Below are 15,770 nucleotides of genomic sequence, written 5' to 3'. Positions count from 1 at the left end.
ACCGCCATGGTGAAGTCCGAGGGCGTCCACAAGTCCTTCGGCAACGTGGAGGTGCTCAAGGGCATCGACCTGGAGGTCAAGTCGGGCGAGGTGTTCTGCCTCATCGGCCCGTCGGGATCCGGCAAGTCGACGTTCCTGCGCTGCATCAACCACCTGGAGAAGATCAACGCGGGCCGTCTCTACGTCGACGGCGAGCTGGTCGGCTACCGGCAGAAGGGGGACAAGCTGTACGAGCTGAAGGACAGCGAAGTCGCCCTGAAGCGCCGGGACATCGGCATGGTCTTCCAGCGCTTCAACCTCTTCCCGCACATGACGGCGATCGAGAACGTCATGGAGGCGCCGGTCCAGGTCAAGGGCATCCCCAAGGCCAAGGCGCGGGAGCGCGCCGGGCAGTTGCTCGAACGGGTCGGCCTCGCCGACAAGGCGGGCAACTACCCCTCGCAGCTCTCCGGCGGCCAGCAGCAGCGCGTGGCGATCGCCCGCGCGCTCGCGATGGACCCGAAGCTGATGCTCTTCGACGAGCCGACGTCGGCGCTCGACCCCGAGCTGGTCGGCGACGTCCTCGACGTGATGCGCGACCTCGCGGAGTCCGGCATGACGATGATCGTCGTCACGCACGAGATGGGCTTCGCCCGCGAGGTCGGCGACAGCCTCGTCTTCATGGACGAGGGCGTGGTGGTGGAGTCCGGGCATCCGCGTGACGTCCTGACGAACCCGCAGCACGAGCGGACGCAGTCGTTCTTGTCGAAGGTGCTTTAGCGCGGACTTCCGGTGCGGGTATTCCGGTGGCTGGTCGCGCAGTTCCCCGCGCCCCCTTGCAGGGGGCGCGGGGAACTGCGCGAGCAACCCCCACACACCCGCACCCGAACAACGACCCCTTACTTCAGCCCGAGAACCAGGGAGTCGGACGGCGACGCCCACACGACGCGCGCCTCGGCGAAGCCCCCGTCGCGGAGAGACTGAGCGTGCCACTCGGCCGAAGGCATGTCCCCGTCCGCGTGCTCCCCGTAGATCTCGAACCGCTTCGCGGTGGGCCCGGCCAGCACGGGATCAGCGGCGGCGAGCTGCCACCACTCCTTCCAGTCCACCGCGCCCTCGGCCTTCGCACGGTCCATCCGCCGGTGGCGCAACGCCCGCTCCGCCGCGTTGATGCGCGGCGTCGCCGGATCCGGCATGTGGTCCGCGTTCATGAAGACACCGCCCGCACGAACGAGGCCCGCGACCTGGCCGTACAGAGCGGCGAGCGGTTCGCTGAAGAGCCAGTGCAGCGCCGTCGCCGTGAGCACCGCGTCGTACGAGTCGTGCGGCAGCGCCGCCGTCCACTCGGGGTCCTTCAGGTCCGCGGTGACGAAGGTGACCCGGTCGTCCCCGGCGAAGGTGCCCTCGGCGATGGCGAGCAGCGCCGGGTCCAGGTCGACGCCGACACTGGTGGCGTCCGGGAACCTCTGGAGCAGCCGGTCCGTAATACTTCCCGTACCGCACGCCAGATCGAGCACGCGCGGCGCGGGGCCGACGACGGCCTCGACCATGTCGAGCATGATCTGGAACCGCTCCTCGCGGTCGGGCAGATACCACTGCTGCTGCCGGTCCCAACTGTCCTGCCAAGCGCGCCAGTTGGTCCCCGTCTCGGCGTCGGTCTCGGCGCCCGTCCCCGTTTCAGCCATCAGAACCCCTCCGCTTCGTAATACCCTGGTACCGCCATCGGTCATTACCGGCCGACGACTCGACCCTAGCCCGCGCCCGTAAGGACTACAAGTGGAACTGGCCCATTACTCAGACTTCGCCGTACGCCTGGTCAACAGCGAGGAGCCGGGCCGCGACAAGGACACGCTGACCTCGGTCGAGGCGGTCAAGGAGCTGTTCGGGCCGAGCACGCAGATGGCCCGCCGCGCCACGGACTCCGACCTCACGCGCTTCCGTTCGGTACGGGCCAGGCTCAGGGCGGTCTTCGAGGCGGCCGACGGGGGCGACGAGACGCTCGCCGTCGACCTGCTGAACTCACTGCTCCTGGAGTTCCCGGTCAGCCCGCAGATCTCGGGCCACGACCACCGGGACGAGGACGGCCGCCCGCTGTGGCACATGCACCTGGCGGACCACTCGTCGAACGCGACCGCGGGGTACGCCGCGATCGCCGCGATGGGCCTCGCCTTCCACCTCACCGAGCACGGCGTGGACCGCTTCGGCCTGTGCGAGGCGGCGCCGTGCCGCAACGCCTACCTCGACACCTCGACGAACCGCTCCCGGCGCTACTGCTCGGACCGCTGCGCGACCCGCGCGAACGTCGCCGCCTACCGCGCCCGCAAGCGCCTGGAGACGGAGCGGTCGGCCGCCACGGGCCGCACGGCGGACAGCGCCCAGCGCACCGCGGCGAGCGGCGAGCGGCGCCCCGGTGCGGGCGGGCGGTAGCGGAACCGCACCTTCCCCAGAACGAGTTCCTCGGGAACGACGCCGTAGTCCGTGCTGTCGCCGCCCGCGAACGCGTTGTCGCCGAGCACCCACCAGCCGCCGTCGCGGCGCTCGGTGGCGCGCTTGACGACCAACAGGTCCTGTTGGAACGGATGACGCAGCACCACCACGTCCCCCGGGCGCACGCGCGCGCCCCAGTGCACGAGCAGCCGGTCCGCGTGGCACAGCGTGGGCACCATCGAAGGGCCCCTCACCTCCGCCGCGCCGAACGGCAAGACGGCCCTTCCGCGCTCGGTCTCCTGCGACAGCTCCGGCATCACCGCACCTCCCCGGTCCTATCCTCCACCAGTCCCAGTCTGACCCTGGACTTTTGTCCTAAGCCCATGGGGGCACTCGCGAAAACCCGCCTCTCACGGAGTAATGTCCCACCTGAGAAGACGATCACGAGGAAGGACAGCTACATGCTTTCCCGCCTGTTTGCCCCCAAGGTGAAGGTCAGCGCCCACTGCGACCTGCCCTGCGGCGTGTACGACCCGGCCCAGGCCCGCATCGAGGCGGAGTCGGTCAAGGCCGTCCAGGAAAAGATGGCCGGTAACGACGACGCGCACTTCCAGGCCCGCGCCACCGTCATCAAGGAGCAGCGCGCCGAGCTCGCCAAGCACCACGTCTCGGTGCTCTGGAGCGACTACTTCAAGCCCCCGCACTTCGAGAAGTACCCGGAGCTGCACCAGCTGGTCAACGACGCCCTCAAGGCCCTCTCGGCCGCCAAGGGCTCGACGGACCCGGCCACGGGCCAGAAGGCGCTGGACTACATCGCCCAGATCGACAAGATCTTCTGGGAGACCAAGAAGGCTTGATCTCCCCCCAGGCCGACTGACCCGTGGTTCCGCGGGTCGCGTCGCCCACTCGACCGCATCCGGTCCGCAGGTCGCCGTCACGGCGTCCACGGCGGACGGGGTGCGGTCTTGTTTTTCCTGGCTACCGTACGTATGTGGTCGTAAGCCCCTGCGCCGAAGGAGACGACGTCGTCATGAGGCTCCCCGACACCGCGCACACCTCGCGCCCGTGGCGGATCCACGCGATCGCGCACGACTTCCGCCTCTACGACGTCTGGGCGCTGCCGACGCCCGGCGGCCCCGACGACTTTCCGCGCCTCGTGCGGAACACGGCCGCGGGCGACACGTCGGACAACCCCTCCTGGATCGCCCGCACGCTCTTCGCGATCCGCTGGAAGCTCGGGAGGCTCTTCGGCTGGGACGACCCGAAGGCGGGCCTCGGCTCCCGGGTCCCGACCCTGCGCGACCGGCTGCCGCGGGATCTGCGCGAAGGCCCGACCGGGCCGGACTTCGCCGGACTGCCCTTCACCCCGGTCTACCTCACGGACGACGAGTGGGCGGCGGAGGTGGCCAACTCCACCGTGCACGCGGTGCTGCACCTCAGCTGGGTCCCTGACGGGTCCGGCGGCTACCGCGGCCAACTGGCCGTGCTCGTGAAGCCCAACGGCCTGCTCGGCAAGGCGTACATGGCGGCGATCGCCCCCTTCAGGCACCTGCTCGTCTACCCGGCGATGCTGCGCGGCATCGCACGCGAGTGGCAGGAGTCGGCACCCCGCGCGTGACCTCGCGAGATCCTCCGACGCATGGCGCGCTAGGGCGTACGCCGTGGCCTGGCGAGGCCCAGGTCGTACGCGAGGATCGTCGCCTGGACCCGGTCGCGCAGGCCCAACTTGCCGAGCAGGGCGTTGACGTGGGACTTCACCGTGCCGGTGGTCACGCCGAGCGCCTCGGCGATCTCCGCGTTGGTGTGGCCCGCGGCCACCAGGGTCAGGACCTCGCGTTCGCGGGGCGTGAGGGACTCCAGGAGTTCGGGGTCCGGGGCGGGTGCCGTGTCGGCGAAGGCGGCGATCAGGCGGCGCGTGACGGTGGGCGCGAGCATGGCCTCGCCCGACGCCACCACGCGGATCCCGGCGAGGAGCTCCTCGGGCAGCGCGTCCTTGAGCAGGAAGCCGGACGCCCCTGCGCGCAGGGCGTCGTGGACGTAGGCGTCCTGGTCGAAGGTGGTCAGGACCAGGACGCGCGGGGCGTCGGCGCCCCGTCCCTCGGTGAGCAGGCGGGTCGCGGTCAGACCGTCCATGCCCGGCATGCGGATGTCCATCAGGACGACGTCCGGCGCGAGTTCGCCCGCGAGCCGCACGGCGGCCGCCCCGTCCTCCGCCTCGCCCACCACGTCCAGGTCCGGCTCCGCGTCGACGATCGCCGCGAAGCCCGCACGGACCACGGCCTGGTCGTCGACGACCATCACTCGGACGGTTCCAGCACGGTCCGCGCCGCCGCCGGTCCGCTCTTCGCCGGTGCGCCGTTCGCCGGCGCGCTCTTCGCCGTCCGCGCTCTCGGCAGTGTGGGGGGTGATGGCAGTGTCTCCTTCGGTGTGCCGGGGGGTGTGGGAGTCGTCGCCGAGGCGGTCGTCTCCCGCAGGGTGCTCAAGAGGTCACGCATCGCCGACAGCGCCGCCCTCGCCCCGTCCGCGACGGCCCCCAGGTCGCCGGCCTCAGCCCGGGTGATGACGTCCGAGGCGTGCCGCAGGACCTCGCCGCGCAGCTCCTCGGCGATGCGGCAGCGCTCCTCGTACGCCTCGACGACCGCCGAGTGGACCGTCGCGGCGAGGGCGTGGTCCTCGTACGCCCTGACGCGTTCGCGGCGGGTCCGGACGGCCGCGCCGACGGCCCAGAGGGCCGCCAGCGGGAACAGGAAGGCCAGGCCCACGGCGCAGACCAGGAAGAGCAGGAGGCCGAAGCCGCCCTCCGTCCTCAGGTCCGCGATGCCGTCGGCCGACGCGACGGCGATGGAGGCCAGCGCGAGTCCGGCCGCGCCCACCGCGGGCACGGGCCAGGTGACACGGGCCGGACCGGCGTACGCCCCCACCGCGTACACGCCCACGCACGCCGCCACGCCGCCGGACACCAGCAGACACAGCGCCACGTCCGGGTGCAGCAGGCCGAAGGCGCGGCCGAGCGGCGCGAGCCAGGTGAGGGCGAGCACCGCGCAGAGGGCCGCCCAGGGCGCCCGCCGCCGCCACAGCAACGGCAGGGCGTGCGCCAGGACGGGCCCCGTGGCGAGCCAGACGTCCGAGGGGCGCTCGACGAGCACCGCGAAGACGGGGAACGCGGCGACCGCGAGCGCGGTCGCCCCGTCGGTCGCGTCCAGGCCGCGCAGCGCCGGGTGGCGTGCCACACGGCCGCGCGGGGCCGCCGTGCCGCGCGGGAGCCGCGCGCGTACGGACCAGCCGGGTCCGTCCTCGCGCGGCCCCGCCTCCAGGGTCCCGCCGAGCGCGGCCGCCCGCTCCCGCATGCCCGTGGTGCCGCGCCCGGAGCCGAGCCGCTGCCGGGCCGCGGGCGCGCCTCCCGCCGCCGCGTCGCCGCACGCCCCGCCGTCCTCGACCGTCAGGTCGACCGCGCCCTCGTCGTCCGCCACCGCGACGCGTACGCGGACGGCGGCCCCGGGGGCGTACCTCAGCGCGTTCGTGAGGGCCTCGCGCACGATGCCGAACGCCGCGTCGGCCACCGGTCCTGTCAGCGCAGCGAGGCCCTGCGCCACCTCCACGGCCGGGCGCAGCCCCAGGCGGGCGAAACCGTCGGCGAGTTCACCGACGCGTTCCTCCAGGGCGCTGTCCTCGTCGGCCGCCGACGTCCGCATCATCGCCACCAGGCGGTGCAGCGAGGCCAGGGTCTCGCGGCCGCTGTCCGCCGCGAATTCCAGGGCCTGCGCGGTCAGTTCCGGCTTGCGCTCGCCGAGCCGCAGCGCGGCGTCCGCGGTGACCACCACCGAGGTGAGGTGGTGGGCGCTGACGTCGTGCAGTTCGCGGGCCAGGCGCTGGCGTTCGGTGGTGGCGGCCCTGCCCCGTTCGGCCTCGGCCCGCGCGAGGTCCCGGGCGGCGGCCCGCCGTCCCGCGTGCCAGCGGCGGCGTCCTCGGCCCAGGCCGAGGACGGTCAGGACGAGCGCGCCCGTCACCAGGACCTCGCCGCCGACCTCGGCCGCCGAGCCGAGCTGCACCGCGGCACGGACCGCCTCGGCCGCGGTGAGCACCGCTCCGACGAGTGCGGCACGCCGGTCGTCGCAGCGCACCGCGACCGAGTACAGCGCGACCAGCACGCTGATCGAGTGCAGCAGCGCCGCGTCCTCGGGGAGGGGCAGACAGGCGAGCAGGACGGCTTCGACGGCGAGCGCGGCGACGGCGGGGTGGCGTCGGCGTACGCCGAGCGCGACGGTGACGGCGACCGCCGCGCCGAGCGCCGCCGCGAGCGGGACGGCGCCGACCGGGTCGCCGTCCCGCAACGCGCGTCCCGGCCAGAAGGCCAGCTGCTGGATCGCCAGCAGGACGGGCAGCAGCCAGTTCCGTATCCGCTCCATATCGGGCACAAGGATACGGAGCCGCGTCTATCCCTGGTTGGAGAGCACGATCGTGCCGTCGGCCGACGAATCCGCGGGTCGGGGCCGCAATGCTGGAGGCATGACGACGACGCCCCACCCGGCAGGACCGCCGCCGCACCACCCGCCGCACCACCCGGACAGTGCGCAGGGAAGCACGCAGGCGCACGGATACGGATACGGATACGGATACGGATACGGATACGGATACGGGTACGCCCCGCCGCCTCCGTACGTCGCACCGCCCCTCCCCTACCATCGCCTCGCCCTGATCACGGGCCGCCACCGCTGGTGGCGCCCGCTGGCCGGGACCGCCCTGCTGCTCGCCGGTGCCGTGGCCGTCTCGCTCGTGGTGCTGCTCGGCGGCGAGATCCTGGGCGCGGCCCTGGACAAGCCCACCGGCAAGGACGGGTTCCGGGTGTGGGGCGGCGTCGGCGAGACGGGACAGGCCCTGCTCGCGTTGGCGCTGCTGCTCCCCGTGGTGCTCGCCGCCGCGCACTGGGCGCAGCGGCGTCCGGCCGGGACGCTGTCGTCGGTGACCGGGCGGCTGCGGTGGGGCTGGCTCGGACGGTGCGCGCTGGTGGGACTTCCGCTGGTCGCGGGGTCGTTCGGAGTCATGCTGCTGCTGCCGGAAACGGGGGGCGCGGGGCCGGAGGGCTCGGAGTGGGCGGGGCTCGGGAACTTCCTGCTCGGGCTCGCGATGGTGTGCGTGCTCGTGCCGTTCCAGGCGGCGGCGGAGGAGTACGCGTTCCGGGGCTGGCTCACCCAGGCGGTCGGCGCCTGGTGCCGTTCGCCGTGGGTGGCGATCGTGCCGCAGGCGCCGCTGTTCGCCGCGGCGCACGGGTGGGGCACGCCGTGGGGGTTCGCGGACCTCGTGGTGTTCGGCCTCGTCGCGGGCGTGCTGACCGTGCGTACGGGCGGGCTGGAAGCCGCGATCGGCCTGCACGTGCTCAACAACCTGCTCGCGATGGGTGTCTCGGCGGCGATCGCGGGCGCGCTCGCCTCCGACGAGACGGCGGCCGACATGGACTGGACGGCGGTGGCCGTCGACGTCGTGATGCTCTGCGCGTACGCGGCGGTCGTGCTGTGGATGGCGCGGCGCCGGGGGATCCGGTCGATGAGCACGGGCGCGGGCACGGGCACGGATGCCGGTGCTCTCTCGGGGGCCGCGCGGTAAATCGGTTGCCGCACGCGTGGGCCGCCTGCTGCACTGGGGAACGTCGGGGAGAGCCCGGCACCACCGAACAAGGCCCGAGTCAGGTCCGAATCAGGTCCGAATCAGGAGAGAAAATGCGGCGTTCGCGCATGTCCATCCCGGAAGGAAGTCACCCCTCTTCTAAGGACATGACGGTACGTGCATTCACCTGCTCCGCACACCCTGAACCTGGGCATTCTCGCCCACATCGACGCCGGTAAGACCAGCCTGACCGAGCGGCTCCTGCACGCCGCCGGTGTCATCGACGAACCAGGACGCGTCGACGACGGCAGCACCCAGACCGATTCGCTCGCCCTGGAGCGACAGCGCGGCATCACGATCAAGTCCGCGGTCGTCTCCTTCGTGATCGACGCCCCGGCGGGTGCCGACGCGGGCGACGGCGTCGAGGTCAACCTCATCGACACCCCAGGACACCCGGACTTCATCGCCGAGGTGGAGCGGGTCCTGAGCGTGCTCGACGGCGCCGTGCTCGTGATCTCCGCCGTGGAGGGCGTGCAGGCGCAGACCCGCGTCCTGCTGCGCACCCTGCGCCGGCTGCGCATCCCCACGCTGATCTTCGTGAACAAGACGGACCGCCGCGGCGCCCGGTACGAGGGCGTGCTCGACCACATCGCCACGCGGCTCACCCCGGACGTCGTCCCGATGGGCACGGTCCCCGGCCTCGGCACGCGCGAGGCCCGCTTCGTCCCCTTCACCGCCGAGAGCGGCACCGACGGCAACGGCTTCACCGCCCGTCTGACCGAGCTGCTCGCCTCGCACGACGACACGGTTCTTTCCGCGTACGTCGAGGACGCGGCATCCCTTTCGTACGACCGGCTGCGCGCCGAGCTGGCCCGCCAGACCCGCCGCGCGCTGGTGCACCCCGTCTTCTTCGGCTCGGCGATGACGGGCGTGGGCGTCGGCGAACTGGCCGACGGCATCCGCGAGTTGCTGCCGTCGAACGCCGGGGACGCCGAAGGGCCCGTCTCCGGCAGCGTCTTCAAGGTGGAGCGCGGAGCGGCCGGGGAGAAGATCGCCTACGTCCGGATGTTCTCCGGCACGATCCGCACGCGCGACCGCGTCGACATCGTGGCGGCGTCCGACGGGGCGAGCGAGTCGCGCGAAGGCAAGGTCACCGCCATCACGGTCTTCGACCAGGGCACCGACGTCCGGCGAACGGAGGTCGGGGCGGGCCGGATCGGCAAGCTCCGGGGCCTCGGCGACGTCCGCATCGGCGACGTGATCGGCGTACCGCGCCCGGGCGTCGAGCCCGGCGCGCACCACTTCGCGCCGCCGACCCTGGAGACCGTCGTCGCCCCGGTCCGCCCGTCCGACCGGGGCGCCCTGCACGTCGCGCTCACCCAACTCGCCGAGCAGGACCCGCTGATCGGCCTGCGGCAGGACGCCGTCCGCCAGGAGGTGTCGGTCTCGCTCTACGGAGAGGTGCAGAAGGAGGTCGTCCAGGCGACGCTCGCCGAGGACTTCGGACTCGACGTCTCCTTCCGCGAGACCACGACGATCTGCGTGGAGCGGGTCGTCGGCACGGGCGAGGCGTTCGAGATCATCGACAAGGACCCCAACCCGTTCCTCGCCACGGTCGGCCTGCGGGTGGCGCCCGCGCCGGTCGGCGCCGGGGTGGAGTTCCGGCTCGGCGTCGAACTCGGCGCGATGCCGTACGCGTTCTTCCGCGCGGTCGAGGAGACCGTCAGGGAGACCCTGCACCAGGGCCTGTACGGCTGGCGCGTGCCCGACTGCACGGTCACGATGACGCACTGCGGCTACTGGCCGAGGCAGAGCCACGCGCACGGCACCTTCGACAAGAGCATGTCGAGCACGGCGGGCGACTTCAGGAACCTGACGCCGCTGGTCCTGATGGACGCGCTGCGCCGGGCGGGCACGGTGGTGCACGAGCCGATGCACCGCTTCAGGATCGACGTGCCCGGCGACACGTTCGGCGCGGTCCTGCCCGCGCTCACGCGACTGCGGGCGGTGCCGCACACGCCGACCACGAGCGGAGCTTCGTACGTACTGGAGGGGGACATCCCCGCGAAGCAGGTGCACGCCCTGGAGCAGATGCTGCCCGGACTCACGCGCGGCGAGGGCGAGTGGGAGTCCGCGTTCGACCACTACGAGCCCGTGCGGGGCGCCCCGCCCACCCGCGCCCGGACGGATCACGACCCGCTGAGCCGCAAGGAGTACCTGCTGCGGGTGGTGCGCCGCACGTCCGGCGGGGGCCGGGAGGAGCCGGTCGCATGACACCGACTCCCCGCCGTCGTACGGCCTCCTCAGTCGTCGAACGACGGCATGCCGAGCCCCGCCAGCCGCTCCCGGTCCGCGATGATGTTGATCTCCACGATCCTGCCGTCCACGACCGTGAACGACGCGAGGGAGAACGGCTCGCCGTCCGGCACGGCGACGAGCCCCGGCGCCCCGTTGACCAGGACCAGGCGCGAGACCAGCGCGAACCGCGCGAACATCGCCGCCTGCCCGGCCACCGTCGCCGCGCCCCGCACCAGCTTGGACAGGCCCGACGACAGTTCGCCGGTGTCCGCGCGCAACACCACGTCCGGGTCGAGGAGTTCGAGCAGCGCCTCGAAGTCGCCGGCCTTCGTCGCGGCCATCCACGCCTCGACGACCTCGCGCTGCTTGGCGAGGCCGGTGTCCGTGGCGGGCGCCGAGCCCTGCACTCGGCGGCGGGCCCTGCTGGCAAGTTGCCGGGTCGCGGCCGTCGAGCGCTCCACCACGGGCGCGATCTCGTCGAAGGGCACGGCGAACATGTCGTGCAGCACGAACGCGAGCCGTTCGGCGGGCGCGAGGGTCTCCAGTACGACGAGGAGGGCGAGGCCGACCGAGTCGGCGAGCAGCACCTCCTGCTCGGGATCGGCCACCGCGTCCATGCGGCTCACCACCGGGTCCGGCACGTGCGTGTCCATGGAGACGTCCAGGGAGTCCTCGCGCCGGGACTGCCGCGAGCGCAGCATGTCGAGACACATCCGCCCCACGACGGTCGTCAGCCAGCCGCCGAGGTTCTCCACCGCACCGGAGTCGGAGCGGCTGAGCCGCAGCCACGTCTCCTGGACGGCGTCCTCGGACTCGCTCAGGGAGCCGAGCATGCGGTACGCGACGGCGTTCAGGCGGGGCCTGTGCTCCTCGAACCGGGCCGCGAGGGCGGCGGCGGCAGCGGCTTCGTTCTGGTCCATGCGTCACATTCTCTCGTCGCGGTCCGTCATGACAATGACGGACCGGACCGTTCCGGTGTGACGTTCACCCCTGCTCTCACCAGGAGTTCCTCTTGTCGACCGACTCGCCCGGCCCTGACCGATCGCCCGACCTGATCGACGACGACCTCGTCCGCGGCCTGCTCGCCGAGCAGTTCCCGCGGTGGGCGGACCTGCCCGTCTCGTCCGTGCCGCTGCCCGGGATGGACAACGCGACGTTCCGGCTCGGCGACGACCTCTCGGTCCGGCTGCCCCGCTACGAGCGCTGGATCGGGCAGGTCGAACGCGAACAGCGGTGGCTGCCGTGGCTGGCCCCGCAACTGCCCCTCCCCGTCTCCGCACCGCTCGCGTCGGGAAGGCCCGGCCTCGGCTACCCCTTCCCGTGGTCGGTCTACCGCTGGCTGGAGGGCGAGGCAGCGACCACCGAGAACCTCGCGGACCCGGTGCGCACGGCCACCGAACTGGCCGGATTCATCAGGGCGTTGCAGAGGATCGACGCGACCGGTGGCCCTGCTCCCTGCCTGAGCAACGCCTTCCGGGGCGAGCGCGTGGGCACCGAGTGCGATGCGCTGGCCGCCGACTCCCTCGTACGCGCGAAGATCGCCAAGCTGGACGGGATCGTCGACACGGACGCCGTGACGGCGGTGTGGGAGGCCGCGCTCGCCGCGCCCGCGTGGGACCGTCCCCCGGTCTGGCTGCACGGCGACCTCGCGACCGGCAACCTCCTCGCGGTGGAGGGACACCTGAGCGCGGTCATCGACTTCGGCACGCTCGCGGTGGGCGATCCGGCCTGCGATCTGATCCCGGCCTGGATGTTCCTGCCCGCAAAGGCGCGGGAGACGTTCCGCGACGCGGTCGACCAGGACGACGCGACGTGGGCACGGGCGCGCGGCCTGGCGCTCGCCGGGTCGCTGCCGGTCCCCGACGATCCGTTCTTCGCGGTTCCCGCGCGGGTGACCGCGTCGCTGCGGCATCTGGACGCGGTGCTCGACGACTTCAGGACGTACGGGGGTTAGTCGCCCCGCGCACGCGCCCGCGCCCCGGTCCGGAGCGCGGGCTCCAGCACCGCGCGCAGATCCGCGTGGTCGCGGTAGAGCAGCCCGGTCATGCCGAGCGCGGCGGCCGCGTCCACGTTCTCCTGGCGGTCGTCGACGAAGAGGCAGCGGGCCGGGGCGACCCCGGCCCGCTCCGCCGCCACCTCGTAGATGCGACGGTCCGGCTTGACGATGCCGAGGTCGGCGCTGCTGATCACGTCGTCCACGAGCCCGGTGGGCCCGGTGAGACCGAGCAGCGCGAGATCGTCGGCCAGCCACGGCGTCGCGTTGGTGACGAGCAGCACCGGCAGACCGGCGGCACGGGCCTGCCGCAGCATGCCCACGACCACCTCGTCGGCGCGGAACTTCGCCTCGGCGAGCGTCGTCGCGAGTTCCCGGCCGCGCTCGTGGGGCACGCGGTCGGCGAGCCCGTGCGCGATCGCCTCGGTCCACTGGTCCTTGGTGATCTCGCCGCGCATCAGGGGCAGGTCGGTCTCGGGCGCGAAGGCGATCTCGGCGGTACTGCCCACGGCGAGGCCCGCCGCGCGCTCCGACTGCTCCAGTTCCGCCATGTCGTAGAAGCGGATCACGCCGTCGAGGTCGCTCAGTACGGCGTCGAACGCCCGGCCGGAGATCTTCATCGCATGTGTCTATCACGGGGGCGAGGTCCGGCCCTCCCGCCCTCTAAGGTCCCGTTACGTGAACCGACACGACAGAGACACGCACGACAGAGACACGAACGACAGGCACATACCGTTCGCGCGCCTGCACAACGTCCGCGACCTGGGGGGCCTGCGCACCGCCGACGGGGGCCTCGTGCGGTCGGGGCTGCTGTACCGCGCCGACTCGCTCGGCAAGCTGCGGGCCGACGACGGGGCGGACGAGGCGGAGCGCGCGGACTGGGCACGCTTTTGCGCACTCGGGCCGCGCGCGGTCGTCGATCTGCGCTACGACTGGGAGATCGCCGCCAAGGGCCGGGTACCGGAGCTGCCCGGACTCGCCTACCACCAGCTGAGCATCGAGCACCGGCCCTACGACCAGGCCGCGCTCGGCCCGGACGTCGAGCCAGGACCGTACCTCGCCGAGCGGTACGTGGAGGTGGCGCACGACGGCGTCAAGGAGATCAGGGCCGTGCTCGACGTCATCGCGGCATCGGCGGCGGCGAAGGAGCCCCTCGTCTTCCACTGCGCCTCCGGCAAGGACCGCACCGGCCTGATCGCCGCCCTGGTCCTCGCGCTCGTCGGCGTCCCCGAGGACGCGATCGTCGAGGACTTCGCCCTCACCGGCCTCGCATCGGACCGCCTGCTCGCCGACTGGCGAACGACCCACCCCGAGGCCACCGGGATCTGGCCGGGCTACGGCAAGGCCCCCTCGGAGGTCATGACCCTGTTCCTCGCGGCGCTGACCGAGCGGTACGGGTCCGTGCGGGGGTACGCCGATGAACTCCTCGGCACGGATGAGGAGTTCGCGGCGGCGTTGCGGAGGGCTTTGGTGGAGGTGGCGGTGGAGGCGGAGGCGGAGCGGGGGTAGTTCCGGGTGAGGGCTCGGGGGCCCGGCGTCCGGGCCCCTGGAACCGGGTGGTTCAAGCCCGCGCCCTCACTCCGCCGTCCGCACGGACCACGCCGCCGCCGCGACGACCAGCGCCACCGCCGCGTACTCCCGGAGCCCGAGCCGCTCGCCGAGGGCGGCGTAGCCCACGCCGGTGCCCACCGCGGGCCCCAGCGCGAGCAGTACGCCGAAGGCTCGTGCGCCGATGCGGCGCAGGGCGAGCATGTCCAGGCAGTACGGGATCAGCGACGAGAGCAGCGCGACCAGGAACCCGGTGCCGAGCAGCGCCGGATGCTCGACGACGGACCGTCCGTCGACCGCCCCCGCGACCGGCACCAGCAGGCACGCCCCGATGCCCAGCGCCACGGTGAGCCCGTCCCAGCCGGAAAAGAGCCGCCCCACCCGCTGGTTGAGGACCACGTAACCCGCCCTGCACAGCGCGGCCACCGCCCCCGCCATGACGCCGACGCCGGGCAGCGCACCACCCGGCACCGCGAGCAACAGCACCCCGGCGAGCGCGAGCAGCCCGGACAGGAGGTGCGCGGCCCTGCGGGACAGCGCGAGCGCGAGGGCCAGCGGGCCGAGGAGTTCGAGGGTCGCCGCGACGCCCAGCGGGAGGTGGCGGATCGCCTGGAAGTACGCGGAGTTCATCCCGGCGAAGACGACACCGAGCCCGGCCGCGGCCCGCCACTGCGCGGCCGAAAGCCGCGAGAGCCGTGGCCGGACCACGGTCCACAGGACGAGCGCGGCGAACCCGAGCCGCATCCCGGCGAGCGCTGTGGGCCCGACCTGACCGTACGTCCCCTTGGCCAGCGCGGACCCGCACTGCAGGCTGACGATCTGCACAAACACGAGCCCGACAGCAACGCGAGCACCCCGCACCGCGCCCTTCCCCAAGCCACTCGCCGCCTCACCCCTCCCCGAGCCCTCTGCCACCACACCACTCCGCGAGCCCCTTACTGCCTCGCCTCTCCCCGAGCCACTCGCCGCCTTACCTCGCCCGGGGGCCTGTGCCACCTCACCTCTCCGCAAGCCACCTACCACCTCACCCCTTCCTGAGACCCTCACCGCCTCGCTTCCCCACAGGCCCCCTACCGCCTCGCCTCTCCCCGAGCCACTCGCCGCCTCGCTCCTTCCTGAGCCCCTCGCCGCCTCACCCCTCCCCGGGCCCTCTGCCGCCTCACCACTCCGTGAGCCACTCGCCGCCTTACCTCGCCCGGGGCCCTCTGCCGCCTCGCCTCTCCCCGAGCCCCCTACCGCCTCACCCCTTCCAGAGACCCTCACCGCCTCGCTTCTCCCCAAGCCCCCTGTCGCCTCACCCCTCCCCGAGCTCTCCGTCCCCTCACCCCCCGCCGAGCCCTTCGCCGCCTCGCCACTCCCCGAGTCCCGCGCCACATCTCTCACGCCCGTCAGCGTGATGTCATGCCCTTATGCATTTCAACCATTACGGGGGCGAGGCGGCCCTGCTCGCCGCCGACCTGGTCAACTCCCTCGCCCCCGCACCCCCTCTGGCCCCGCTCCTCGCCGCGCGCGGCGTCACGGACCACGCCCTCACCACCGCCCAGGAGGCCGACCTCCGCGACTGGGCCGTACGCCTCGCGGAGTGTTTCGGACCGCAGGACCTCCCCCGCCGCTGCGCCCGCGTCAACGCCCTGCTGGCGCACGCCTCCAGCAGCCCCCGCATCTCCCTGCACGACGGCCACCCGCACTTCCACTACAGCGCCCCCGCCGCGGATCCGGCCGCCCACGTCCGCGCCCTCACTGCGGCGGGCCTCGCCTACGTCGTCTGCTTCGCCGAGGCCCACCGCCTGGGCCGCTGCGCCCGCACGCCCTGCGGCACCGCCTTCGTGGACACGTCCCGCAACGGCCGCCGCGCGTACTGCTCGGTGCGCTGTGCGAACAACGACGCGGTCGCCCGCCACCGCGAAAGACGGCGGCACTGAGG

Annotated in this window: 16 protein-coding genes; 9 read left to right on the top strand and 7 right to left on the bottom strand. The window is 72.8% G+C overall.

Translation table 11 applies throughout. From position 1 onward, the window contains the following. Positions 1 to 6: 6 nt before the first annotated feature. The gene (locus KY5_RS27425) at positions 7 to 759 is read left to right on the top strand and encodes an amino acid ABC transporter ATP-binding protein (protein ID WP_098247511.1); all 753 of its coding nucleotides are present in this window, start codon (positions 7 to 9) and stop codon (positions 757 to 759) included. A 119-nt stretch (positions 760 to 878) separates the two neighbouring features. Here the strand turns inward: KY5_RS27425 and KY5_RS27420 are convergent, their stop codons facing one another. Next, positions 879 to 1,664: a class I SAM-dependent methyltransferase gene (locus KY5_RS27420; RefSeq protein ID WP_098244726.1), complete on the bottom strand. Its 786-nt coding sequence runs from the start codon at positions 1,662 to 1,664 to the stop codon at positions 879 to 881. A 91-nt stretch (positions 1,665 to 1,755) separates the two neighbouring features. Between KY5_RS27420 and KY5_RS27415 the strand changes: the two genes are divergently transcribed. Further along, a complete protein-coding gene (locus KY5_RS27415) occupies positions 1,756 to 2,406 on the top strand; it encodes a CGNR zinc finger domain-containing protein (RefSeq protein ID WP_159072604.1) in 651 nt (216 codons plus the stop codon). Here the strand turns inward: KY5_RS27415 and sodX are convergent. Further along, complete coding sequence (sodX, locus tag KY5_RS27410; protein WP_098244725.1) at positions 2,289 to 2,723, bottom strand: nickel-type superoxide dismutase maturation protease; 435 nt, start codon at positions 2,721 to 2,723, stop codon at positions 2,289 to 2,291. The genes KY5_RS27415 and sodX overlap by 118 nt on opposite strands. Before the next feature lie 144 nt (positions 2,724 to 2,867). On the opposite strand from sodX, the gene sodN reads away from it, so the two are divergent. Next, positions 2,868 to 3,263 (top strand): superoxide dismutase, Ni, encoded by a 396-nt coding sequence (sodN, locus tag KY5_RS27405; protein ID WP_078075133.1) that lies wholly within the window; start codon positions 2,868 to 2,870, stop codon positions 3,261 to 3,263. A gap of 173 nt (positions 3,264 to 3,436) precedes the next feature. Next, positions 3,437 to 4,024, top strand: a complete 588-nt coding sequence (locus tag KY5_RS27400; protein WP_098244724.1) for a DUF2867 domain-containing protein — start codon at positions 3,437 to 3,439, stop codon at positions 4,022 to 4,024. Positions 4,025 to 4,053: 29 nt separating this feature from the next. On the opposite strand, the gene KY5_RS27395 is transcribed toward KY5_RS27400, so the two are convergent. Next, positions 4,054 to 4,704 (bottom strand): response regulator, encoded by a 651-nt coding sequence (locus KY5_RS27395; RefSeq protein ID WP_098244723.1) that lies wholly within the window; start codon positions 4,702 to 4,704, stop codon positions 4,054 to 4,056. Then, the gene (locus KY5_RS27390; protein ID WP_098244722.1) at positions 4,704 to 6,812 is read right to left on the bottom strand and encodes a histidine kinase; all 2,109 of its coding nucleotides are present in this window, start codon (positions 6,810 to 6,812) and stop codon (positions 4,704 to 4,706) included. The genes KY5_RS27395 and KY5_RS27390 overlap by 1 nt, the downstream gene beginning before the upstream one ends. 100 nt (positions 6,813 to 6,912) lie before the next feature. On the opposite strand from KY5_RS27390, the gene KY5_RS27385 reads away from it, so the two are divergent. Beyond that, complete coding sequence (locus KY5_RS27385; protein ID WP_098244721.1) at positions 6,913 to 8,007, top strand: CPBP family intramembrane glutamic endopeptidase; 1,095 nt, start codon at positions 6,913 to 6,915, stop codon at positions 8,005 to 8,007. A 177-nt stretch (positions 8,008 to 8,184) separates the two neighbouring features. After that, positions 8,185 to 10,281: an elongation factor G gene (locus KY5_RS27380; RefSeq protein WP_234362884.1), complete on the top strand. Its 2,097-nt coding sequence runs from the start codon at positions 8,185 to 8,187 to the stop codon at positions 10,279 to 10,281. Between the two features lie 29 nt (positions 10,282 to 10,310). On the opposite strand, the gene KY5_RS27375 is transcribed toward KY5_RS27380, so the two are convergent. Beyond that, positions 10,311 to 11,225 carry a sigma-70 family RNA polymerase sigma factor gene (locus tag KY5_RS27375; RefSeq protein WP_098244720.1) on the bottom strand — a complete coding sequence of 305 codons (915 nt, stop codon included), beginning with the start codon at positions 11,223 to 11,225 and terminating at the stop codon, positions 10,311 to 10,313. A gap of 92 nt (positions 11,226 to 11,317) precedes the next feature. Here KY5_RS27375 and KY5_RS27370 point away from each other — a divergent pair, with 92 nt between their 5' ends. After that, complete coding sequence (locus KY5_RS27370; RefSeq protein WP_234362883.1) at positions 11,318 to 12,259, top strand: aminoglycoside phosphotransferase family protein; 942 nt, start codon at positions 11,318 to 11,320, stop codon at positions 12,257 to 12,259. On the opposite strand, the gene KY5_RS27365 is transcribed toward KY5_RS27370, so the two are convergent. Then, a complete protein-coding gene (locus KY5_RS27365) occupies positions 12,256 to 12,918 on the bottom strand; it encodes an HAD-IA family hydrolase (RefSeq protein WP_098244719.1) in 663 nt (220 codons plus the stop codon). The two genes, KY5_RS27370 and KY5_RS27365, sit on opposite strands and share 4 nt — an antisense overlap. 58 nt (positions 12,919 to 12,976) lie before the next feature. On the opposite strand from KY5_RS27365, the gene KY5_RS27360 reads away from it, so the two are divergent. After that, on the top strand, positions 12,977 to 13,807 hold the full coding sequence (locus tag KY5_RS27360) for a tyrosine-protein phosphatase (RefSeq protein ID WP_234362882.1): 831 nt from the start codon (positions 12,977 to 12,979) through the stop codon (positions 13,805 to 13,807). 66 nt (positions 13,808 to 13,873) lie between these two features. On the opposite strand, the gene KY5_RS27355 is transcribed toward KY5_RS27360, so the two are convergent. After that, positions 13,874 to 14,677, bottom strand: a complete 804-nt coding sequence (locus KY5_RS27355) for an EamA family transporter (RefSeq protein ID WP_234362881.1) — start codon at positions 14,675 to 14,677, stop codon at positions 13,874 to 13,876. Between the two features lie 578 nt (positions 14,678 to 15,255). On the opposite strand from KY5_RS27355, the gene KY5_RS27350 reads away from it, so the two are divergent. Continuing rightward, positions 15,256 to 15,768, top strand: a complete 513-nt coding sequence (locus KY5_RS27350; RefSeq protein WP_098244717.1) for a CGNR zinc finger domain-containing protein — start codon at positions 15,256 to 15,258, stop codon at positions 15,766 to 15,768. The last annotated feature ends 2 nt before the right edge of the window (positions 15,769 to 15,770 follow it).

The sequence above is a fragment of the Streptomyces formicae genome, from assembly GCF_002556545.1.
Taxonomy (GTDB): Bacteria; Actinomycetota; Actinomycetes; order Streptomycetales; family Streptomycetaceae; genus Streptomyces; species Streptomyces formicae_A.
This window is presented reverse-complemented; position numbering and strand designations above follow the sequence as displayed.

What these genes read in the sequence shown, in the direction of transcription:
- KY5_RS27390 (WP_098244722.1), bottom strand. Translation starts at nt 6,812, where the DNA reads ATGGAGCGGATACGGAACTGGCTGCTGCCCGTCCTGCTGGCGATCCAG.
- sodN (WP_078075133.1), top strand. Translation starts at nt 2,868, where the DNA reads ATGCTTTCCCGCCTGTTTGCCCCCAAGGTGAAGGTCAGCGCCCACTGC.
- sodX (WP_098244725.1), bottom strand. Translation starts at nt 2,723, where the DNA reads ATGCCGGAGCTGTCGCAGGAGACCGAGCGCGGAAGGGCCGTCTTGCCG.
- KY5_RS27350 (WP_098244717.1), top strand. Translation starts at nt 15,256, where the DNA reads ATGCATTTCAACCATTACGGGGGCGAGGCGGCCCTGCTCGCCGCCGAC.
- KY5_RS27385 (WP_098244721.1), top strand. Translation starts at nt 6,913, where the DNA reads ATGACGACGACGCCCCACCCGGCAGGACCGCCGCCGCACCACCCGCCG.
- KY5_RS27400 (WP_098244724.1), top strand. Translation starts at nt 3,437, where the DNA reads ATGAGGCTCCCCGACACCGCGCACACCTCGCGCCCGTGGCGGATCCAC.
- KY5_RS27365 (WP_098244719.1), bottom strand. Translation starts at nt 12,918, where the DNA reads ATGAAGATCTCCGGCCGGGCGTTCGACGCCGTACTGAGCGACCTCGAC.
- KY5_RS27420 (WP_098244726.1), bottom strand. Translation starts at nt 1,664, where the DNA reads ATGGCTGAAACGGGGACGGGCGCCGAGACCGACGCCGAGACGGGGACC.
- KY5_RS27425 (WP_098247511.1), top strand. Translation starts at nt 7, where the DNA reads ATGGTGAAGTCCGAGGGCGTCCACAAGTCCTTCGGCAACGTGGAGGTG.
- KY5_RS27395 (WP_098244723.1), bottom strand. Translation starts at nt 4,704, where the DNA reads ATGGTCGTCGACGACCAGGCCGTGGTCCGTGCGGGCTTCGCGGCGATC.
- KY5_RS27375 (WP_098244720.1), bottom strand. Translation starts at nt 11,225, where the DNA reads ATGGACCAGAACGAAGCCGCTGCCGCCGCCGCCCTCGCGGCCCGGTTC.